The following is a 20,889-nucleotide window of genomic DNA, read 5'->3' on the forward strand; positions in this document are numbered from 1 at the left end:
ACACTGATGGACATCCGTAAAGTCAAGAAACTGATCGAACTGCTCGAAGAATCCGGTATCGACGAACTGGAGATCAAAGAGGGCGAAGAGTCCGTACGCATCAGCCGTCACAGCAAGACCGCCGCCCAGCCGATCTACGCTGCCGCCCCGGCCTACGCCCCGGCCCCGGCCGCCGCTCCGGTCGCTGCCGCTGCCGCTGCTGCCCCGGCAGCCGAAGCAGCCCCGGCTGCCCAGAACCTCGCTGGCGCCGTGCGCTCGCCGATGGTCGGCACCTTCTACCGCGCGGCCTCGCCGACCTCCGCCAACTTCGTCGAAGTCGGCCAGAGCGTGAAGAAAGGCGACATCCTCTGCATCGTCGAAGCCATGAAGATGATGAACCACATCGAGGCCGAGACCAGCGGTGTGATCGGCCAGATCCTCGTGGAGAACGGCCAGCCGGTCGAGTTCGACCAGCCCCTGTTCACCATCGTTTAAACCGCGGGGAACCTGCGATGTTGGAAAAAGTACTGATCGCCAACCGCGGCGAAATCGCGCTGCGCATCCTGCGCGCGTGCAAGGAGCTGGGCATCAAGACGGTGGCCGTGCACTCGACCGCCGACCGCGAGCTGATGCACCTGTCGCTGGCCGACGAAGCGGTCTGCATCGGTCCGGCCCCGGCTGCGCAGTCCTACCTGCACATCCCGGCAATCATCGCTGCGGCCGAGGTCACCGGCGCCGTGGGCATCCACCCCGGCTACGGCTTCCTCGCCGAGAACGCCGACTTCGCCGAGCAGGTCGAGCGCTCGGGCTTCACCTTCATCGGCCCCAGCGCCGACGTCATCCGCCTGATGGGTGACAAGGTGTCCGCCAAGGACGCCATGAAGAAAGCCGGCGTACCGACCGTACCGGGCTCCGACGGCCCGTTGCCCGAGGACGAAGAAACCGCGCTGGCCATCGCCCGCGAGGTAGGCTACCCGGTGATCATCAAGGCCGCCGGCGGCGGTGGTGGTCGCGGCATGCGCGTGGTGCACCACGAGGAAGACCTGATCAAGTCCGCCAAGCTGACCCGCACCGAAGCGGGCGCGGCCTTCGGCAACTCGATGGTCTACCTGGAGAAGTTCCTGACCAACCCGCGTCACGTGGAAGTCCAGGTGCTCTCCGACGGACAGGGCAACGCCATCCACCTGGGCGACCGCGACTGCTCCCTGCAGCGTCGTCACCAGAAGGTACTGGAAGAAGCCCCAGCCCCGGGCATCGACGAGAAGGCCCGCGCCGAAGTGCTGGCCCGCTGCGTCCAGGCCTGCGTGGAAATCGGCTACCGTGGCGCCGGCACTTTCGAGTTCCTCTACGAGAACGGCCGCTTCTACTTCATCGAGATGAACACCCGCGTCCAGGTGGAGCATCCGGTGTCGGAGATGGTCACCGGTATCGACATCGTCAAGGAGATGCTCAGCATCGCCTCGGGCAACAAGCTGTCGTTCAAGCAGGAGGACGTGGTCATCCGTGGCCATGCGCTGGAATGCCGGATCAACGCCGAAGACCCGAAGACCTTCATGCCCAGCCCCGGCAAGGTGAAGCACTTCCACGCACCGGGCGGCAACGGCGTGCGCGTGGACTCGCACCTGTACAGCGGCTACGCCGTACCGCCGAACTACGACTCGCTGGTGGGCAAGATCATCACCTACGGCAAGGACCGCGATGAAGCCATGGCGCGCATGCGTAACGCGCTGGACGAACTGATCGTCGATGGCATCAAGACCAACACCGAGCTGCACAAGGAGCTGGTCCGCGACAAGGAGTTCTGCAAGGGTGGCGTGAACATCCACTACCTGGAGAAGAAGCTGGGCATGGACAAGCACTGAGTCCGACGCCACTTCGCTCCATCACAAGGGCTGCCTCCGGGCGGCCCTTGTGCTTTGCGAAGCCCGCACGCTGGCATGGCAGGGTGCCGTGCAGTAAGCTTGCCGCCTTTATCTGCGGGCCGCCCAGGCGGTCCGTTGTCTTTTCCAGTGCCATCCCAGCACGATCGAGGTACCGCCCATGCCCTGGCTTCAAGTCCGACTCGCCATCACCCCGGATCAGGCGGAAACCTATGAAGATGCGTTGCTGGAAGTCGGCGCTGTCTCCGTGACCTTCATGGACGCCGAAGACCAGCCGATCTTCGAGCCGGACCTGGGCACCACCCCGCTGTGGAGCCACACCCACCTGCTCGCGCTGTTCGAGGCCGACACCGACGAGACGGCGCTCATCGCCCACCTGTCCCTGCTCACCGGCGGCGCACTGCCGGAGCACCAGATCGAGCGCATCGAGGACCAGGACTGGGAACGCAGCTGGATGGACAACTTCAAGCCGATGCGCTTCGGCCGCCGCCTGTGGATCGTCCCCAGCTGGCACAACGCCCCGGAGCCGGACGCGGTAAACCTGCTGCTCGACCCGGGCCTGGCCTTCGGCACCGGCACCCACCCGACCACCGCGCTGTGCCTGGAATGGCTCGACGGCCAGGAGCTGGCCGGCCAGCAGGTACTGGATTTCGGCTGCGGCTCGGGCATCCTTGCCATCGCCGCGCTGCTGCTGGGCGCCGAACAGGCGGTCGGTACCGACATCGACCCGCAGGCGCTGGAAGCCTCCCGCGACAACGCCTCGCGCAACGGCATCGACCCGGCGAAATTCCCCGTCTACCTGCCCGCTGATCTGCCGAAGCAACCCGCGGACGTCCTGGTGGCGAACATTCTGGCCGGCCCGCTGGTCACATTGGCAGAACAGCTCACCGGACTGGTGAAATCCGGTGGCCTGCTGGCCCTCTCGGGCATCCTCGCCGAGCAGGCCGAGGAAGTGCGCGCCGCCTATGCAGACGCCTTCGACCTCGACCCGACCGCCGAGCGCGATGGCTGGATCCGCATCAGCGGCCGCCGCCGCTGAGTGCCCGCCGTACGGGGCTTGAGTTAGACTAACCGCCAGATTTTTCCGCCGGACCGCCGCATGAGCGACAGCTTCATCACACAGTGCCCCCATTGCCAGACCCGTTTCCGCGTCAACTCGGCGCAACTGGGCGCGGCCAGCGGTGCTGTGCGCTGCGGAACCTGCCTGAAAGTCTTCAGCGCGCCACAGAACATGGTCGGCGAGCCGACACAGGTTCCGGCGCAGACTGTTACGGCGACACCGTCCGTCGACACCCTTGAATCGATCCCTGCTCCGAAGCCGGCCGCACCATCGGTGCCGCCGAAAGCCCCGGAGCCCATCGCGGCAGCGCCGGCTCCCGCGCCGGCCTTCAGCTCCTTCGCTCCTGAGAAGCCCGCCGCACCCAGCGCCCCCGGCACCGCCACCCTCGGCTGGCCGCTGGCTCCCCATGCCGCGCGGCATTCCAGCGATGTAGCGGAAAAGCCCGCCGTCGCCGAGCCGAAGGCGGAAGCGAAACCGGCACCGGTGGTCGAAACCACTCCTGCGATCGCCGCGGCCACGGTGATCGCCCCGGCGGCAACCGTGACCAGCGAGCCGGCCAGGCCCGCGCCTGCCCCGGCAAACGGGAAAAAAGACGAGACGCTGTGGATCCACGATGATCTCGACCTGGACAGCCTCAACCTCGACGAGGAGCTGGCCAAGCTCGACGAGTTCGAACTGTCCCAGGAATTCCTCAGCATCGAACGCGCGCCGCGCCCCAGCGAAGCCCTGCAGACCCGCCAGGAAGAGAAGCGCGACCCGCACGACGAGCGCTGGGCCGAAGCCTTGATCGAAGAGGAACAGAAAGGCACCAGCCGCGTGTCCCGCCAGGAACCCAGCCTCGGCCAGTTGCCCGCCGACGAGCCGGAAGAGCCGCCCGCCAGCGCACGTCTGGTGGCCGACAAGGAATCCGAGCCGGAGCAACCCGAGGAAGAGCCGGAGCACGAGCCCCGCATCGATCCGCCCCCCCTTCGGGCAGAGAGCGACGACGAGAGACTTCCCGCCTTCAGCGCTCGCCGCGATGACGACGAGCCTGACGCCGAGGACGAAGAGCCGCCGCTGGCCGACCAGCGCGGCGACAACCGCCGTGCCGAACCCGGCCTGCACGATGCTGGCCTGCATGACCTGAGCGACGAACCCCTGCAACTCGACTGGCAGAAGCCCAAGAGCCGCTGGGGCCGTCGCCTGTTCTGGCTGCTGCTGGTACTGCTGGCCCTGGCCGGTCTCGCCGGGCAGTACATCGCCTATCACTTCGACGAACTGGCCCGCCAGGACCAGTATCGCCCCTGGTTCGCCCAGGCCTGCCCGGAGCTGGGCTGCACCCTGCCCTCCAAGGTCGACGTGGAGCAGATCCGCAGCAGCAACCTGGTGGTGCGCAGCCACCCGGACTTCAGCGGTGCGCTGGTGGTGGACGCGATCATCTACAACCGCGCCAACTTCTCCCAGCCCTTCCCGCTGCTGGAAATGCGCTTCGCCGACCTGAACGGCCAGCTGATCGCCAGCCGCCGCTTCAAACCCAGCGAATACCTCTCGGGCGAGCTGGCCGGACAAAGCGAGATGCCGCCGCAGACGCCGATCCATATCTCCCTGGACATCCTCGATCCGGGCCCGAAAGCGGTGAACTACAGCCTGAGCTTCCACTCGCCGGAATGAGCCGGCGGGTAGCTCAAAGCGCCTGAGCGCGCCAGTTCCGCTCGTCTTCCTACCTTGGGTGCTAAACCCGAAGCTGTTCAGAATTTATCCAAAATCGCCTTTATCCGGTCATCGAGAGCGGGTATCATGCCCTCCCTTTTTTGCTAGCACCGGTGGCAGGCCCCGAAACGCATCCGCGAGTTGTACAGCGCGCGGCGCCTCGGTGTTCCCGCCCCATTGACCATGGAAAACCAGTCGGTGGTACGCATCGGCTCCTACACACTGCCCAACAGACTGATCCTGGCCCCGATGGCCGGCGTCACCGATCGTCCGTTCCGCCAGCTGTGCCGCCGTCTCGGCGCCGGCATGGTGGTCTCCGAGATGGTCACCAGTGACGTCCGCCTGTGGAACAGCCGCAAGTCGCGCCTGCGTCTGCAGCACGACCATGAGGATCAACCGCGCTCGGTGCAGATCGCCGGCGGCGACCCGCAGATGCTCGCGGAAGCCGCACGGTGCAACGTGGAGCTCGGCGCCCAGATCATCGACATCAACATGGGCTGTCCGGCGAAAAAGGTTTGCAACAAGGCCGCGGGTTCCGCGCTGATGAAGGATGAACGGCTGGTGGCCGACATCCTCGAGGCGGTGGTTGCGGCTGTAGAGGTTCCCGTCACCCTGAAGATTCGTACCGGTTGGGACCGGTCGAACAAGAACGGTGTGACGGTGGCGCGGATCGCCGAGCAGTCGGGCATCCAGGCGCTGGCGGTACACGGCAGGACCCGTGCCGACCTCTACACCGGTGAAGCGGAGTACGAAACCATCGCGGCGATCAAGCAGGCGGTTTCGATTCCGGTCTTCGCCAATGGTGATATCGATTCACCGCGCAAGGCACGGCAGGTGTTCGAGCAGACGGGCGTGGATGCCCTGCTGATCGGCCGCGCCGCACAGGGGAACCCCTGGATCTTCCGCGAGATCGATCATTACCTGAGCACCGGCGAGCTGTTGCCGGCGCCGAGTCTGCACGAGGTACAGAGCATCCTGCTCGAGCACCTCGCTGCATTGCATGCGTTTTATGGGGAGGAAATGGGTGTGCGAATTGCCCGCAAGCATGTGGGCTGGTACCTCGCAACCCTACCGGGAGCGGCGGAGTTCCGTTCCCAGTTCAATCGTTTGCAGGACACGGATGCACAGAGCGCCAGCGTCAGGCAGTTCTTCGCCGAGCGCCACAATAACGGAGAAGGGGTGGCCGCATGACAACGATGACCGAGACATTAGTGAGTGGAATGACACCCGTGAGCGACAACGCCAACCTTAAACAGCACCTGACCACTCCGACGCAGGAGGGCCAGACCCTCCGCGACAGCGTGGAAAAGGCGCTGCACAACTATTTCGCCCATCTCGAAGGGCAGCCGGTCACGGACGTGTACAACATGGTGCTTTGCGAAGTCGAAGCGCCGCTGCTGGAAACCGTCATGAACCACGTGAAGGGTAACCAGACCAAAGCCTCCGAACTGCTGGGGCTGAACCGCGGGACCCTGCGCAAGAAACTCAAGCAGTACGATCTTCTCTGACAGGTGGCAGGCGCGGGCCCGCGACCACAAGGTCAGCCGGGCCCACGCCTGACACGCGAAAAGCCCGAAGCCTTTGTGGAAGCCGTTATGACCGACCAAACCACCCGCCTGCCCGTCCGCCGTGCGCTGATCAGCGTTTCCGACAAGACCGGCGTCGTCGATTTCGCCCGTGAGCTGGCTGCCCTCGGCGTGGAGATCCTCTCCACCGGCGGCACCTACAAGCTGCTCAAGGACAACGCCATCGCCGCCGTGGAAGTGGCCGACTACACCGGCTTCCCGGAAATGATGGACGGCCGCGTGAAGACCCTGCACCCGAAGATCCACGGTGGCATCCTCGGCCGTCGCGACCTCGACGGCGCGGTGATGGAGCAGCACGGCATCAAGCCGATCGACCTGGTGGCGGTCAACCTGTACCCGTTCGAAGCGACCGTGGCCAAGGCCGACTGCGACCTGCCGACCGCCATCGAGAACATCGACATCGGCGGCCCGACCATGGTTCGTTCCGCCGCGAAGAACCACAAGGACGTCGCCATCGTGGTCAACGCCGCTGACTACGCCGGTATCGTGGCTGGCCTGAAAGCCGGCGGCCTGACCTACGCCCAGCGCTTCGACCTGGCCCTGAAGGCCTTCGAGCACACCTCGGCCTACGACGGCATGATCGCCAACTACCTGGGCACCATCGACCAGGCGCGCGACACCCTGTCCACCGAAGATCGCGGCGCCTTCCCGCGCACCTTCAACAGCCAGTTCATCAAGGCGCAGGAAATGCGCTACGGCGAGAACCCGCACCAGAGCGCGGCCTTCTACGTCGAGGCGAAGAAGGGCGAAGCCAGCGTCTCCACCGCCATCCAGCTGCAGGGCAAGGAACTGTCGTTCAACAACGTGGCCGACACCGACGCTGCGCTGGAGTGCGTGAAGAGCTTCGTCAAGCCGGCCTGCGTCATCGTCAAGCACGCCAACCCGTGCGGCGTGGCCGTGGTTCCGGAAAATGAAGGCGGCATCCGCAAGGCCTACGACCTGGCCTACGCCACCGACACCGAGTCAGCCTTCGGCGGCATCATCGCCTTCAACCGCGAGCTGGATGGCGACACCGCCCAGGCCATCGTCGAGCGCCAGTTCGTCGAAGTCATCATCGCGCCGAAAATCTCCGAAGCCGCCCGTGCCGTGGTCGCTGCCAAGGCCAACGTGCGCCTGCTGGAGTGCGGCGAGTGGCCGGCCGAGCGTGCGCCGGGCTGGGACTTCAAGCGCGTCAACGGCGGCCTGCTGGTACAGAGCCGCGACATCGGCATGATCACCGCCGATGACCTGAAGATCGTCACCCAGCGCGCCCCGAGCGAGCAGGAAATCCACGACCTGATCTTCGCCTGGAAAGTCGCCAAGTTCGTCAAGTCCAACGCCATCGTCTACGCCAAGGCGCGCCAGACCGTCGGCGTCGGCGCCGGCCAGATGAGCCGCGTGAACTCCGCCCGCATCGCCGCCATCAAGGCCGAGCATGCTGGTCTGGAAGTGAAGGGTGCGGTCATGGCTTCCGACGCCTTCTTCCCGTTCCGCGATGGCATCGACAATGCGGCCAAGGCCGGTATCACCGCCGTGATCCAGCCGGGTGGATCGATGCGCGATAACGAAGTGATCGCCGCTGCCGACGAAGCCGGCATTGCCATGGTGTTCACCGGTATGCGCCACTTCCGCCACTAAGGTGGATCGGACGCGCTGAAGCAGGCACCTGCTGCGTTGCCCGAACGTTCCCCAATGCTCATTGCCAGAAGGCAACTCCGCTTGGTGAACGCTCGGGCGCCTTGCATCTACCCGCTTCATCGCGCCCCTTGAGATCGATTGATTAAAAGCGCGATTCGGTCGTGAAGCTTTCGTAGGTTGGGTGGAGCGAAGCGATACCCAACGATCCGGCACTGCCGGAACTGTTCAGGAGAACTCCAATGAACGTACTCATCATCGGCAGCGGCGGTCGCGAGCACGCGCTGGCCTGGAAGGTCGCGCAGGATTCGCGCGTACAGAAGGTCTTCGTCGCGCCGGGCAACGCCGGTACCGCCACCGAAGCCAAGTGCGAGAACGTCGCCATCGACGTACTGGCCCTGGAAGAGCTGGCCGATTTCGCCGCGAAGAACGTGCAGCTGACCATCGTCGGCCCCGAGGCTCCGCTGGTCAAAGGCGTGGTCGACCTGTTCCGCAGCCGTGGCCTGGACATCTTCGGCCCCACCGCCGGCGCAGCCCAGCTGGAAGGCTCCAAGGCCTTCACCAAGGACTTCCTCGCGCGCCACCAGATCCCCACCGCCGACTACCAGAACTTCACCGAAGTCGAGCCGGCGCTGGCCTACCTGAAGGAGAAAGGCGCGCCCATCGTGATCAAGGCCGACGGCCTGGCCGCGGGCAAGGGTGTGATCGTCGCCATGACCCTGGCCGAAGCCGAGGAAGCCGTGCGCGACATGCTCGCCGGCAACGCCTTCGGTGACGCGGGTTCGCGCGTGGTGATCGAAGAATTCCTCGACGGCGAGGAAGCCAGCTTCATCGTCATGGTCGACGGCCAGAACGTGCTGCCCATGGCCACCAGCCAGGACCACAAGCGCGTCGGCGACGGCGACAGCGGCCCGAACACCGGCGGCATGGGCGCGTACTCCCCCGCTCCGGTCGTCACCCCGGACGTGCACCAGCGCGTGATGGACGAGGTGATCTACCCGACCGTGCGCGGCATGGCCGAGGAAGGCAACGTCTATACCGGTTTCCTCTACGCCGGCCTGATGATCGACAAGAGCGGCAAGCCCAAGGTCATCGAGTTCAACTGCCGCTTCGGCGATCCGGAAACCCAGCCGATCATGGTCCGCCTGGAATCGTCGCTGGTCCTGCTGGTCGAGGCCGCCCTGGCCAAGGCGCTGGACAAGGTCGAAGCCACCTGGGACCCGCGCCCCACCGTGGGCGTGGTGATCGCCGCAGGCGGCTACCCGGGCGACTACGCCAAGGGTGACGTCATCGAAGGCCTGGACGATGCCGCTCAACTCGACGGCAAGGTCTTCCACGCCGGCACCGCGCTCAAGGACGGCCAGATCGTCACCGCCGGCGGCCGCGTACTGTGCGCCACCGCCATCGGCCCGACCGTCTCCTCGGCCCAGGAACAGGCTTACCGGCTGGCCGAGAAGGTTCGCTGGAACGGCAGTTTCTACCGCAAGGACATCGGCTATCGCGCCATCGCCCGCGAGCGCGGCGAGGGCTGATCCGACGGGCGGAGGCGTTCCTCGTCGGACGCCTTCCTCCCGGCGGTCCCGGCGTGCACGGGTGGATTACGGCCTTCAGCACACTTGGCTATAATCCGCCCACTCACTACCGAAGGGACTTCGCCGTGCGTCGGCTCTGGACTGCCACAGGACTCCTCGTCAGCTTGCTGCTGGCCGCTCTGGTCTGTATTCCGACCTACGCGGCAAGCCAGGATCCCGGCTGGTCCCAGCTCCACGACAGTGACGCCCGCCTGCAACTGCAGGACGTGATCTCCCCGCGCTACCGCACCCTCTTCAGCCCCCTCGACATCAACGATCTGCACGCCCCCGCCGGCCCCGGCGCGACCTGGCTGCACTTCCGCCTTCCCGCCAACGACGAGCCCCAGCAACTGCGCCTGTTCGCGCCGAGCCTGGACAGCTTCGAGATGTTCATCCTCGACGGGCAGAAAGTCCTCGAGCAGAAGAGCGCCGGCAACCTCTCCCCGGTGCAGCGCCCGCTGCTCAACAGCGACCTGGTGATTCCCCTGCGCACTGCAGCCGAGCCGCTGGACCTCTACCTGCGCCTCGCCTCGACGATGCCGCTGCGGCCGAACATCAGCATCGAGGCCGCCGGCCAGCCGAGCAACGACCAGCGCCCGCTGCATTTCGGCGTGCTGATCGGCTGCCTGGCCATGCTGCTGATCTACAACCTCGTGCGCTTCGCCTACACCCGCGTCGCCAGTGGCCTGTGGCTGGCCGGCGTACACGCCAGCCTGCTGCTGGCCTGCCTCAACCTGTTCGGCCTGCTCAGCCCCTGGTATGGCAACAGCCAGTCGCTGCAACCGATGGCCGCCCTGGCCTGCCTGGTGGTGACGCTGTTCTGCGCACTGGGCTACACCGCCAGCTTCTTTCGTGACCTCAACCCGCGCCTGCCCCTCAAGCGCCTGCTGCTGGGCGGTACTGCCGCGCTGGTCGTGCTGGGCGTCGCGCTCAACCTGATGCTCGGCCTGTCCATCAGCAGCCTGGTCTACGGGCTGATCACCCTGGTGACCCTGGGCATGCTGGGCGTGGCGGTCTACTACTGGATACACGCCTACCGACCGGCCCGCCTGTTCGCCATCGGCATGGGCCTCTTCGCGGTGGTCTGGTGCCTGTGCCTGCCATCGCTGCTGGGCTATGTGGCGACTCGTACGGAATGGCTGGGCAGCGGCCTGCTCGGTCTCTCGGCGGTGGTCGGCTTCCTGCTCAGCCTGGCGCTCGCCGAACGCCAGCGGAAGATCCAGAACGACCACTTCGCCGCCAGCCGCCAACGCGCGGCCAATGTCGCCGAGCTGAAGGCCAAGGGTGACTTCCTGGCCAAGATCAGCCACGAGATCCGCACCCCCATGAACGGTGTGCTGGGCATGACCGAGTTGCTGCTCGGCACCCCGCTATCGGCCAAGCAGCGCGACTATGTGCAGACCATCCATAGCGCAGGCAATGAGCTGCTGTCGCTGATCAACGAGATTCTCGACATCTCCAAGCTGGAGTCCGGGCAGATCGAGTTGGACGAGGTGCAGTTCGACCTCGGCGCGCTGATCGAGGACTGCCTGGCGATCTTCCGCGCCAAGGCCGAGCAGCAGAAGGTCGAGCTGATCAGCTTCACCCAACCGCAGGTGCCGCGCATCGTCAGCGGCGACCCGACGCGCCTGCGCCAGGCCGTGCTGAGCCTGCTGGACAACGCTTTCAAGCAGACCGACGAAGGCGAGATCCTCCTCGTCGTCGCCCTCGACGGCCCGGCCGAACGTCCGCGCTTGCGCATCGCCGTGCAGGACAGCGGCCGACCGCTGGATAGCGCTGACCGCCAGGCCCTGCTCACCGCCGAAGTGCACAGCCGCGACTTCCTCTCCGCCACCCGCATGAGCAGTCGCCTGGGCCTGATCATCGCGCGCCAGCTGATCCGCCTGATGAACGGCGATTTTGGAATAGAGGGCGGCAATGAGAGCGGCCACGGCGCCGAAGGTGCCGGCAACCTGCTGTGGCTCAGCCTGCCGCTCGACCCGCAGCAGATCGACCAGGCCGGCGCCGACCTCGACGGCCCGTTGCAGGGCGCACGCCTGCTGGTGGTGGACGACAACCAGACCTGCCGCAAGGTGGTGGTGCAACAGTGCAGCGCCTGGGGCATGAACGTCAGCGCGGTGTCTTCGGGCAAGGAAGCACTGGCCCAGCTGCGCACCAAGGCGCATCTGCGCGAGTACTTCGATGTGGTCCTGCTGGATCAGGATATGCCCGGCATGACCGGCATGCAGCTGGCGACCAAGATCCAGGAAGACCCGAACCTCAACCACGACATCCTGCTGATCATGCTCACCGGCATCAGCAATGCGCCAAGCAAGATCATCGCGCGCAACGCCGGTATCAAGCGCATCCTCGCCAAGCCGGTGGCGGGCTATACGCTCAAGGCGACCCTGGCCGAGGAGTTGTCGCAGCGCGGACCGAGCGGCGTGAGCAACTACCTCGCACCGGCGAGCGAGCCGGCGTCGAACGTACCGCCCAGCGACTTCCGCATCCTGGTCGCCGAGGACAACAGCATCTCCACCAAGGTCATCCGCGGCATGCTGAGCAAGCTCAACCTGCAGCCCGATACCGCCAGCAACGGCGAGGAAGCCCTGGCCGCGATGAAGGCTACCCAGTACGACCTGGTGCTGATGGACTGCGAGATGCCGGTGCTCGACGGCTTCTCCGCCACCGAACGCCTGCGCGCCTGGGAAGCCAGCGAACACCGCCCGCACACCCCGGTGGTGGCGCTCACCGCGCACATCCTCAGCGAGCACAAGGAGCGCGCACGGCTGGTCGGCATGGACGGCCACATGGCCAAGCCGGTGGAGTTGTCGCAACTGCGCGAGCTGGTGGCGTACTGGGTAGGCGAGCGTGATCGCCGCCTGCGCCAGCAGCAGAGCGACGCACTGCCTTCCTGATACCGCCCTTCCGCACGTCATATCCCTCGGCGCAGGAGCGGACTTTGTCCGCGACTGGCCTCCGACGCGATGCGAAATCGATCGCGGACAAGGTCCACTCCTACCCACGAATCAAGCACCGCGTGCTTGAGTTGCCCCGCCGCAATGCCGCTCCTCGTCCCACCCGCTATGCTTTGCCCAGCCGCGCCCACTCAATCCGGACGAGTCGTTCCCATGCAAGTGATGTTCAGCGTGTACCTGAAGATGCTGGTGCTCTACAGCCCATTCTTCGTGCTGTCCTGCTTCATCAGCCTCAACCGCGGCTTCGCTCCCCGCGACCGCAAGCACATGGCCTGGCGCGTGGCCCTGGCGGCGCTGATCGCCAGCGTGCTGCTGTACCTGTTCGGGCGCTACATCTTCACCCTGTTCGGCATCACCGCTGACGCCTTCCGTATCGGCGCGGGCAGCGTACTGTTCATCTCCGCGCTGGGCATGGCCCAGGGCCGCTCGGCGGTGCAGGCGGACAACGTGCAACAGGACGTCACCATCGTCCCGCTGACCATCCCCATCACCGTTGGCCCCGGCACCATCGGTGCGCTGCTGGTGATGGGCGTGAACCAGGACTGGGAACACAAGCTCCTCGCACTGGCCGCGATCTTCCTGGCCTGCCTGACGGTGGGCATCACGCTTTACCTCTCCGACAAGATCGAGAAGATTCTCGGCGAACAGGGCCTGATGATCGTCAGCCGGCTGATGGGCCTGTTCGTCTGCGCCCTCGCAGCGCAGATCATCATGACCGGCGTACGCGGCTACTTCCTCCCGCAGTGACGCTCCCCTTTGGGGAGCACCACGCACCAAGGGGTGTTCGGCGCACCAAAGCTGCGCACTGAAAAACCTCACCATTTCGACAGAAAATCTCGTCCGCCCCATCTGCGCCGAGGCTTTTGCCTGTTTGGCACGGATGCTGCGATGGCAGCTTCGATCCCGCTCAAGGATCGCCCCATTTCCGGGGAAGCTGCCGCGCCGGCAGCTCCCCGCCCCTGGATAGCCAAGGAGGCTGCCGCGATGAAACGTCGTCCGCTGTTGAAAAGTACGCTGGCCGTGAGTGCCCTGCTGCTCACCGGCCTCTTCCCGTTCAGCACCCAGGCTGCCGAGACCATCAAGGTCGGCATCCTGCATTCGCTGTCCGGCACCATGGCGATCTCCGAGACCTCGCTCAAGGACATGGCGCTGATGACCATCGACGAGATCAACGCCAAGGGCGGCGTGAACGGCAAGAAGCTCGAGGCGGTGGTGGTCGATCCGGCCTCCAACTGGCCGCTGTTTGCCGAGAAGGCACGCCAGCTGCTGACCCAGGACAAGGTGGCGGTGGTCTTCGGCTGCTGGACCAGCGTGTCGCGCAAGTCCGTGCTGCCAGTGTTCGAGGAACTCAACGGCCTGCTGTTCTACCCGGTGCAATACGAGGGTGAGGAAATGTCGCCCAATGTCTTCTACACCGGTGCCGCACCGAACCAGCAGGCGATCCCGGCAGTGGAGTACCTGATGAGCGAGGACGGCGGCGCCGCCAAGCGCTTCTTCCTGCTGGGCACCGACTACGTCTACCCGCGCACCACGAACAAGATCCTGCGCGCCTTCCTGCACAGCAAGGGCGTGGCCGACAAGGATATCCAGGAGGTCTACACGCCGTTCGGCCACAGCGACTATCAAACCATCGTCGCCGACATCAAGAAGTTCTCCGCTGGCGGCAAGACCGCGGTGATCTCCACCGTCAACGGCGACTCCAACGTGCCCTTCTACAAGGAACTGGCCAACCAGGGCCTGGAAGCCACCGACGTGCCAGTGGTGGCCTTCTCTGTGGGCGAGGAAGAGCTGCGCGGTATCGACACCAAGCCGCTGGTGGGCAACCTCGCCGCATGGAACTACTTCGAGTCGGTAAAGAACCCTGAAAACACCCAGTTCGTCGCCGACTGGAAGGCCTACGCCAAAGCCAAGAATCTGCCCAACTACAGCACCGCGGTGACCAACGACCCGATGGAAGCCACGTACGTCGGCATCCACATGTGGGCACAGGCCGCGCAGAAGGCCGGCAGCACCGACGTCGACAAGGTTCGCGAGGCCATGGGCGGCCAGACCTTCAAGGCGCCGTCAGGCTTCACCCTGACCATGGACAAGACCAACCACCACCTGCACAAGCCGGTGATGATCGGCGAGATCGAGGACAACGGTCAGTTCAACGTGGTCTGGAAGACCCCCGAACCGATCCGCGCCCAGCCGTGGAGCCCGTTCATTCCGGGCAACGACAAGAAGCCGGATTACGCGGTGCGTAGCAACTGATCCGGAGCGGGCCTAGAGTCCCTCTCCCCCGCCCTCTCCCTGAAGGGAGAGGGCGCTGTCCCTGCCGGCTGAGACCTCGGTTTCACCCTGCACCGTACGGTCCCCTTTCCCTTCGGAGTGGGGCGCGCAGCCAGGGTCAAGAAGAGGGTGCAGCAGCCCACACCCGCCTCTCAGGGAACACACGCATGCCCACTGCCTTTCTCCACCGCCTGCTCCACGTCTGCGCGCTCATGCTGGCCACACTCAATGCGCTGCCCGCCTTCGCCGGCCCCGCGCAGGACTTCGCCAGCGTCGACAACGACGCCCGCGCCAAACTGCTCGAACAATGGGCCGCCGCGCCCGACGCCGACCGCCTTCCTCTCCTGGATGCCATCCAGTCCGGCCGCCTCGCCATCGATGCGCAGGGCCGCGCCTTCCTCCTCGGTGACGCTGGCCAGTACCACCCCGCCGACGGAGGCGCCGCACCGGTCGGCGAGCCCGACAAGCTGCGTCTGAACAATCGCCTGCGCGGCCTGGTGAACACCGCGATGGCCAGTCACCAGCTAGTCGCCGACAGCGCCGAAGTACGCCTGGAAGCCGCGCGCCAGTTGCAGAAGAGTGCCCGTCCTGCGCAGCGCACGTTGCTCGAATACCGTCTCAACGAAGAATCCGACGACGGCGTCAAAGCCGCCCTGCAACTGGCCCTGGCCAACCTGCAGTTGGCCGACCCGGCTCCGGCGGTGCGCCTCTCCGCCGTGCGCCTGCTGGGCGAATCCGGTGACCCGCAGGCACGCACCCGCCTGGAAAATCTCCTCGACCCCGCTGCCGAACCCGATGATTCGGTGCGTACCGCTGCCGCCACCAGCCTCGGCCAGGTGAAGCGCCGGCTGCTGATGGGGGACCTGTTCGGCCAGGCCTTCAGCGGCCTGTCGCTGGGCTCGATCCTGCTGCTCGCCGCCCTGGGCCTGGCGATCACTTACGGACTGCTCGGGGTGATCAACATGGCCCACGGCGAGATGCTGATGCTCGGCGCCTACTCCACCTACGTGGTGCAGTTGCTCTGCCAGCGCTACGCGCCGGGCGTGCTGGAGCTGTATCCGCTGCTGGCCCTGCCAGTGGCCTTCCTGGTCACCGCGTGCATCGGCATGGCGCTGGAGCGCACGGTGATCCGCCACCTCTATGGCCGCCCGCTGGAAACCCTGCTCGCCACCTGGGGTATCAGCCTGGTGCTGATCCAGCTGGTGCGCGTACTGTTCGGCGCGCAGAACGTCGAGGTCGCCAACCCGGCCTGGCTGTCCGGGGGTGTCCAGGTACTGCCCAACCTCGTACTGCCGTGGAACCGCATCATCATCATCGGCTTTGCGCTGTTCGTGCTGGCGCTCACCTGGCTGCTGCTCAACCGCACGCGGCTGGGCCTGAACGTCCGCGCGGTGACCCAGAACCGCAACATGGCCGCCTGCTGCGGGGTGCCCACCGGCCGCGTGGACATGCTCGCCTTCGGCCTGGGCTCGGGCATTGCCGGCCTGGGCGGCGTGGCGCTGTCGCAGGTCGGCAACGTCGGCCCCGACCTGGGCCAGAGCTACATCATCGACTCGTTCCTGGTGGTGGTGCTCGGCGGTGTCGGCCAGCTCGCCGGCAGCGTGTTCGCCGCCTTCGGCCTGGGCGTGGCGAACAAGATCCTCGAACCGCAGATCGGCGCGGTGCTGGGCAAGATCCTGATACTCGCGCTGATCATCCTGTTCATCCAGAAACGTCCGCAGGGGCTCTTCGCTCTGAAAGGGAGGGTCATCGATTGAACCAGCCACTCACCGTGACGGCCGTGCAGAAGGCCGGCCCGAAACTCACCGCCGGCCTGGTTGGGGTCACACTCGTCGCGCTGCTGGTCCTGCCGCTGCTGCACCTGTTGCCCGAGAGCAGCGCACTGTACCTGTCCGCCTACGGGCTGACGCTGACTGGCAAGATCCTCTGCTACGCCATCGTCGCGCTGGCGCTGGACCTCGTCTGGGGCTATGCCGGCCTGCTGTCGCTGGGCCACGGGCTGTTCTTCGCCCTGGGCGGCTACGCCATGGGCATGTACCTGATGCGCGAAGCGGCGGGCGACCAGTTGCCAGCGTTCATGACGTTCCTCTCCTGGACCGAGCTGCCGTGGTATTGGGCCGGAACCCAGCACTTCCTCTGGGCGCTGTGCCTCGTCGTGCTGGCGCCCGGCCTGCTGGCCCTGGTGTTCGGTTTCTTCGCCTTCCGCTCGCGGATCAAGGGCGTGTACTTCTCGATCATGACCCAGGCGCTGACCTTCGCCGGCATGCTGCTGTTCTTCCGCAACGAGACCGGCTTTGGCGGCAACAACGGCTTCACCAACTTCCGCAGCATCCTCGGATTCTCGATCACCGCACCGGGCACACGGGTGGCGCTGTTCCTCGCCATCGTCGTGCTGCTGGCGGCGAGCCTGGCCATCGGCTTCGCCCTGGCGCGCAGCAAGTTCGGCCGGGTACTCACTGCCCTGCGCGACGCCGAGAACCGCCTGATGTTCTGCGGCTATGACCCGCGCGGCTACAAGCTCTTCGTCTGGACCCTGAGCGCGGTGCTCTGCGGTCTTGCCGGCGCGCTGTTCGTGCCGCTGGTGGGGATCATCAACCCCAGCGAGATGTCGCCGACCAACTCCATCGAGGCCGCCGTCTGGGTCGCCCTCGGCGGGCGCGGCACGCTGATCGGTCCGCTGCTGGGCGCAGGCGTGGTGAATGGTGCGAAGAGCTGGTTCACCGTGGCCTTCCCCGAGTACTGGCTGTTCTTCCTCGGCGCGCTGTTCATCGTCGTCACCCTGTACCTGCCGCGCGGCATCCTCGGCCTGATCAAGCGGGAGAAAGAGCAATGAGAGCGGTCCCCCACCTGATGCTGGAACCGGCCTATGACCCGTCGGGCGCCAGTCGTGACGCCATCGGCATCGGTTCCAGCGCCAGCGGCCAGCTGGACGTGCGCCACGGCACCATCCTCACCCTGGAAGACATCAACGTCAGCTTCGATGGCTTCAAAGCGCTGCGTAACCTTACGCTCTACATAGGCGTGGGCGAGCTGCGTTGCATCATCGGCCCCAACGGCGCGGGCAAGACCACGCTGATGGACGTGATCACCGGCAAGACCCGTCCGGACAACGGCAAGGCCTTCTTCGGCGAAACCCTCGACCTCACCCGCATGAGCGAGGTGGAGATCGCCCAGGCCGGCATCGGCCGCAAGTTCCAGAAGCCCACGGTGTTCGAGGCGCTCTCGGTGTTCGAGAACCTGGAGCTGGCACAGAGGACCGACAAGTCGGTGTGGGCAAGCCTCAAGGCCAGGCTCTCCGGCGAGCAGAAGGACCGCATCGAGGACGTGCTCACCACCATCCGCCTGCGCGAGTCGCGCCATCGCCCCGCCGGATTGCTGTCCCACGGGCAGAAGCAGTTCCTGGAGATCGGCATGCTGCTGGTACAGGAGCCGCAACTCCTGCTGCTGGACGAGCCGGTGGCGGGCATGACCGACGCCGAGACCGAGTTCACCGCCGAGCTGTTCAAGTCCCTCGCCGGCCAGCATTCGCTAATGGTGGTGGAGCACGACATGGGCTTTGTCGGCAGCATCGCCGACCACGTCAGCGTGTTGCACCAGGGGCATGTACTGGCCGAGGGCTCACTGGAGGAAGTGCAGGCGAACGAGCAGGTGATCGAAGTTTACCTGGGGCGCTGACTCTCACCACAGCATGGGTATCGCTGCGCTCCACCCATCCTACGAACGCAGTCCGCCGGGAGGCACGTCGGAGGTTGGCGTGGAGCGCAGCGATACCCAACAGCTCTCGATGCACACCAGATGTTCGGGAATCATCAAGGACAAAAGACATGCTGCAAGTCGACAAACTGCACCAGTACTACGGCGGCAGCCACATCCTGCGTGGCCTGTCGTTCGACGCGAAGATCGGCGAGGTCACCTGCCTGCTCGGACGCAACGGCGTGGGCAAGACCACCCTGCTGCGCTGCCTGATGGGCCTGGTGCCGGCCAAGGAAGGCAAGGTCAGCTGGGAGGGCAAACCGATTACCGGTTTCAAGCCGCATCAGCGCGTGCACGCCGGCATCGCCTACGTACCCCAGGGGCGGGAAATCTTCGCCCGCCTGACGGTGGAGGAAAACCTGCTGATGGGGCTGTCGCGGTTCAGCTCTGGCGAAGCCAAGGCCGTCCCCGAGTTCATCTACGAGCTGTTCCCGGTGCTCAGGGAGATGAAGCAGCGCCGCGGCGGCGACCTCTCCGGCGGCCAGCAGCAACAACTCGCCATCGGCCGCGCGCTGGCCAGCAAGCCGCGCCTGCTGATCCTCGACGAGCCCACCGAAGGCATCCAGCCCTCGGTGATCAAGGAGATCGGCGCGGTGATCCGCAAGCTGGCCGAACGCGGCGACATGGCCATCCTGCTGGTGGAGCAGTTCTACGATTTCGCCGCCGAACTGGCCGACCAGTACCTGGTGATGTCCCGCGGCGAGATCGTCCAGCAGGGCCGTGGTGCAGACATGGAAAGCGACGGTGTGCGCGGGCTGGTGGCCATCTGAGACGACCTGTCACTGGCGCACGACGGCATCGGGTGGCAAGCTGCCAGGCCCCGTATTCGTTTTTCCTGGAGCCTGACATGCCGATCACCCTGCGCCCCGCCGTCAACGACGACGCCGGATTCGCCGCGGTCTGCGTGGCGGCGGCCTACGCCCAGTGGATTCCCAAGCTGGGCCGCAAGCCGGGGCCGATGCTCGACGACTACCACGCCGTGATCGCCGAGGACCGCGTGCTGATCGCCGAGCAGGACGGCGCGCCGGTCGGCCTGCTGGTGATGCGCGAGACCGACGAGGGCTTCCTGCTCGACAACATCGCCGTGCTGCCCGAGTGCGCCGGGCAAGGCATCGGCCGCGAGCTGCTGATCCACGCCGAGGCAACGGCCACGCAGCTGGGCTACCCGTCGCTGTACCTCTACACCAACGAGCGCATGACCGAGAACATCGAGCTATACGCGAAGAACGGCTACCAGGAATACGCGCGCAAGCTCGAGAACGGCTTCCGCCGGGTGTACATGCGCAAGCAGCTGGGCTGAGCGCCCGCTCTTACGAAATCAGGAGCCCCTCACCCTGACCCTCTCCCGCACGCGGGAGAGGGGACCGTTCGGAGCAGGAGCAAGCCACAGCGTTAGCCGGCACGATCTACCCCCTCTCCCCTCAGGAGCGGGGCGCGCAGCCAGGGCTGGGGTGAGGGCTGCACCGGCACAATGCTCCAGGAACTCCCTCACCGCCAACGCACCATTCAAGTGCATTGGTGCGACCAACGCACCGCAAGCGCGCCCATACCTGACCGATCGGACAATCCCTCAGCCGGCCGCCCAGCCAGCGCCAAACCTGACCTCGGAGACGAGGGACAGTCACCACGCACTATCCTGGCGCAGCCGGCACGGCAATTGCTCTGTCGTGTGCATTCTTCGTTTCGAAGCTGCCCATGAACGCACCGGCCACCCTTTTCCACCCTGCCTGGCATGCCGAGCTCGAGTTGGCTTATGCCCGCGTCGACGAGTGCACACGCCCGGTCACGCGCAGGCACCTTGGCCCGCTACGGGTGCAGAAGCACCTGTACGCGGAGGGGCCGCAGGTCTGCCAGCACATCATCGTGCACCCGCCCGGCGGCATCGCCGGTGGCGATACCCTGAACCTCGACATCCGCGCCGGCAGCGGCAGCTGGGCGCAACTCACCAGCCCTGGCGCGGCCAAGTGGTACCGCGCCGGTTGCCCGGCGAAACAGCAACTGGACATCTGCGTCGGCCCCGGCGCCACGCTGGAATGGCTGCCGCAGGAGACCATCGTCTACTCCGGCGCGCAGGCCGAACTGACGACCCGTATCGAGCTCGAAACCGACGCCCGGCTGTTCTACTGGGACGTGGTCGCCCTCGGTCGTCCGGCCAGCGGCGAGCGCTTCGACGAAGGCCACTTCGCCACCGCCCTGGACATCCGCCGCGACGGCCAGCGCCTGTGGCATGAACGTCAGCGCGTAACGGGGAGCGATCGCCTGCTCGACTCGCCCATCGGTCTCGCTGGCCACCCGGTAATGGCCACGCTGATCGCCAGCGGACAGATCGACGCGGAGCTGATCGAAGCCTGCCGCGCCATCCCCTGTCAGGGGCGTGGCAACCTCACCCAACTGCCCGGCCTGGTGGTCACCCGCTGCCTCGCCCACGAGGCGCTGCATGCCCGCGCCTGGCTCATCGAACTCTGGCGCCGGCTGCGGCCCGCGCTGCTCGGCCGTGAGGCCGTTCCTCCGCGAATCTGGAGCACCTGA

At 66.0% G+C, this 20,889-nt stretch carries 17 protein-coding genes; all 17 read left to right on the top strand.

The features are described 5' to 3' along the window. Positions 1-6 precede the first annotated feature (6 nt). The 17 genes from accB to ACKI1H_RS01195 all read left to right on the top strand — a co-directional run bounded on the left by accB (position 7) and on the right by ACKI1H_RS01195 (position 20,889). Entirely contained in the window at positions 7-474 is a 468-nt protein-coding gene (accB, locus tag ACKI1H_RS01115) for an acetyl-CoA carboxylase biotin carboxyl carrier protein (RefSeq protein ID WP_017518189.1), read from the top strand. 17 nt (positions 475-491) lie between these two features. Next, positions 492-1,841 carry an acetyl-CoA carboxylase biotin carboxylase subunit gene (gene accC / locus ACKI1H_RS01120; RefSeq protein ID WP_054906434.1) on the top strand — a complete coding sequence of 450 codons (1,350 nt, stop codon included), beginning with the start codon at positions 492-494 and terminating at the stop codon, positions 1,839-1,841. A gap of 178 nt (positions 1,842-2,019) precedes the next feature. Then, on the top strand, positions 2,020-2,898 hold the full coding sequence (prmA, locus tag ACKI1H_RS01125) for a 50S ribosomal protein L11 methyltransferase (RefSeq protein ID WP_440467429.1): 879 nt from the start codon (positions 2,020-2,022) through the stop codon (positions 2,896-2,898). A 60-nt stretch (positions 2,899-2,958) separates the two neighbouring features. After that, entirely contained in the window at positions 2,959-4,569 is a 1,611-nt protein-coding gene (locus ACKI1H_RS01130; protein ID WP_440467430.1) for a DUF3426 domain-containing protein, read from the top strand. 222 nt (positions 4,570-4,791) lie between these two features. After that, complete coding sequence (gene dusB / locus ACKI1H_RS01135) at positions 4,792-5,799, top strand: tRNA dihydrouridine synthase DusB (RefSeq protein ID WP_081515606.1); 1,008 nt, start codon at positions 4,792-4,794, stop codon at positions 5,797-5,799. After that, positions 5,796-6,116, top strand: a complete 321-nt coding sequence (gene fis / locus ACKI1H_RS01140) for a DNA-binding transcriptional regulator Fis (RefSeq protein ID WP_024766365.1) — start codon at positions 5,796-5,798, stop codon at positions 6,114-6,116. The genes dusB and fis overlap by 4 nt, the downstream gene beginning before the upstream one ends. A gap of 87 nt (positions 6,117-6,203) precedes the next feature. Next, positions 6,204-7,811 (top strand): bifunctional phosphoribosylaminoimidazolecarboxamide formyltransferase/IMP cyclohydrolase, encoded by a 1,608-nt coding sequence (gene purH / locus ACKI1H_RS01145; RefSeq protein WP_138525805.1) that lies wholly within the window; start codon positions 6,204-6,206, stop codon positions 7,809-7,811. A 239-nt stretch (positions 7,812-8,050) separates the two neighbouring features. After that, positions 8,051-9,340 carry a phosphoribosylamine--glycine ligase gene (gene purD, locus ACKI1H_RS01150; RefSeq protein WP_440467431.1) on the top strand — a complete coding sequence of 430 codons (1,290 nt, stop codon included), beginning with the start codon at positions 8,051-8,053 and terminating at the stop codon, positions 9,338-9,340. 125 nt (positions 9,341-9,465) lie between these two features. Continuing rightward, a complete protein-coding gene (locus ACKI1H_RS01155; RefSeq protein ID WP_440467432.1) occupies positions 9,466-12,276 on the top strand; it encodes a response regulator in 2,811 nt (936 codons plus the stop codon). Between the two features lie 213 nt (positions 12,277-12,489). Next, a complete protein-coding gene (locus tag ACKI1H_RS01160) occupies positions 12,490-13,083 on the top strand; it encodes a MarC family protein (RefSeq protein WP_138525802.1) in 594 nt (197 codons plus the stop codon). A 237-nt stretch (positions 13,084-13,320) separates the two neighbouring features. Then, entirely contained in the window at positions 13,321-14,589 is a 1,269-nt protein-coding gene (gene urtA, locus ACKI1H_RS01165; protein WP_138525801.1) for an urea ABC transporter substrate-binding protein, read from the top strand. Positions 14,590-14,774: 185 nt separating this feature from the next. Continuing rightward, positions 14,775-16,364, top strand: a complete 1,590-nt coding sequence (gene urtB, locus ACKI1H_RS01170; protein ID WP_440467433.1) for an urea ABC transporter permease subunit UrtB — start codon at positions 14,775-14,777, stop codon at positions 16,362-16,364. Next, entirely contained in the window at positions 16,361-17,440 is a 1,080-nt protein-coding gene (gene urtC, locus ACKI1H_RS01175) for an urea ABC transporter permease subunit UrtC (RefSeq protein ID WP_440467434.1), read from the top strand. Before urtB ends, urtC begins: the two co-directional genes overlap by 4 nt. Beyond that, a complete protein-coding gene (gene urtD, locus ACKI1H_RS01180) occupies positions 17,437-18,282 on the top strand; it encodes an urea ABC transporter ATP-binding protein UrtD (protein WP_440467435.1) in 846 nt (281 codons plus the stop codon). The genes urtC and urtD overlap by 4 nt, the downstream gene beginning before the upstream one ends. Before the next feature lie 149 nt (positions 18,283-18,431). Further along, positions 18,432-19,130 (top strand): urea ABC transporter ATP-binding subunit UrtE, encoded by a 699-nt coding sequence (gene urtE / locus ACKI1H_RS01185; protein ID WP_440467436.1) that lies wholly within the window; start codon positions 18,432-18,434, stop codon positions 19,128-19,130. A gap of 77 nt (positions 19,131-19,207) precedes the next feature. After that, complete coding sequence (locus ACKI1H_RS01190; protein WP_440467437.1) at positions 19,208-19,660, top strand: GNAT family N-acetyltransferase; 453 nt, start codon at positions 19,208-19,210, stop codon at positions 19,658-19,660. Positions 19,661-20,055: 395 nt separating this feature from the next. Further along, positions 20,056-20,889 (top strand): urease accessory protein UreD, encoded by an 834-nt coding sequence (locus ACKI1H_RS01195; RefSeq protein ID WP_440467438.1) that lies wholly within the window; start codon positions 20,056-20,058, stop codon positions 20,887-20,889.

The organism is Pseudomonas sp. YH-1 (assembly GCF_051990045.1).
In the GTDB taxonomy this organism is placed as follows: Bacteria; Pseudomonadota; Gammaproteobacteria; order Pseudomonadales; family Pseudomonadaceae; genus Pseudomonas; species Pseudomonas nicosulfuronedens.

Bases quoted from the DNA above. Each gene is read 5' to 3' on its own strand.
- ACKI1H_RS01130 (WP_440467430.1), top strand. From the start codon at position 2,959: ATGAGCGACAGCTTCATCACACAGTGCCCCCATTGCCAGACCCGTTTC.
- dusB (WP_081515606.1), top strand. From the start codon at position 4,792: ATGGAAAACCAGTCGGTGGTACGCATCGGCTCCTACACACTGCCCAAC.
- urtD (WP_440467435.1), top strand. From the start codon at position 17,437: ATGAGAGCGGTCCCCCACCTGATGCTGGAACCGGCCTATGACCCGTCG.
- urtA (WP_138525801.1), top strand. From the start codon at position 13,321: ATGAAACGTCGTCCGCTGTTGAAAAGTACGCTGGCCGTGAGTGCCCTG.
- purD (WP_440467431.1), top strand. From the start codon at position 8,051: ATGAACGTACTCATCATCGGCAGCGGCGGTCGCGAGCACGCGCTGGCC.
- ACKI1H_RS01160 (WP_138525802.1), top strand. From the start codon at position 12,490: ATGCAAGTGATGTTCAGCGTGTACCTGAAGATGCTGGTGCTCTACAGC.
- fis (WP_024766365.1), top strand. From the start codon at position 5,796: ATGACAACGATGACCGAGACATTAGTGAGTGGAATGACACCCGTGAGC.
- purH (WP_138525805.1), top strand. From the start codon at position 6,204: ATGACCGACCAAACCACCCGCCTGCCCGTCCGCCGTGCGCTGATCAGC.
- accC (WP_054906434.1), top strand. From the start codon at position 492: ATGTTGGAAAAAGTACTGATCGCCAACCGCGGCGAAATCGCGCTGCGC.
- urtB (WP_440467433.1), top strand. From the start codon at position 14,775: ATGCCCACTGCCTTTCTCCACCGCCTGCTCCACGTCTGCGCGCTCATG.
- urtE (WP_440467436.1), top strand. From the start codon at position 18,432: ATGCTGCAAGTCGACAAACTGCACCAGTACTACGGCGGCAGCCACATC.
- accB (WP_017518189.1), top strand. From the start codon at position 7: ATGGACATCCGTAAAGTCAAGAAACTGATCGAACTGCTCGAAGAATCC.
- ACKI1H_RS01195 (WP_440467438.1), top strand. From the start codon at position 20,056: ATGAACGCACCGGCCACCCTTTTCCACCCTGCCTGGCATGCCGAGCTC.
- ACKI1H_RS01190 (WP_440467437.1), top strand. From the start codon at position 19,208: ATGCCGATCACCCTGCGCCCCGCCGTCAACGACGACGCCGGATTCGCC.
- prmA (WP_440467429.1), top strand. From the start codon at position 2,020: ATGCCCTGGCTTCAAGTCCGACTCGCCATCACCCCGGATCAGGCGGAA.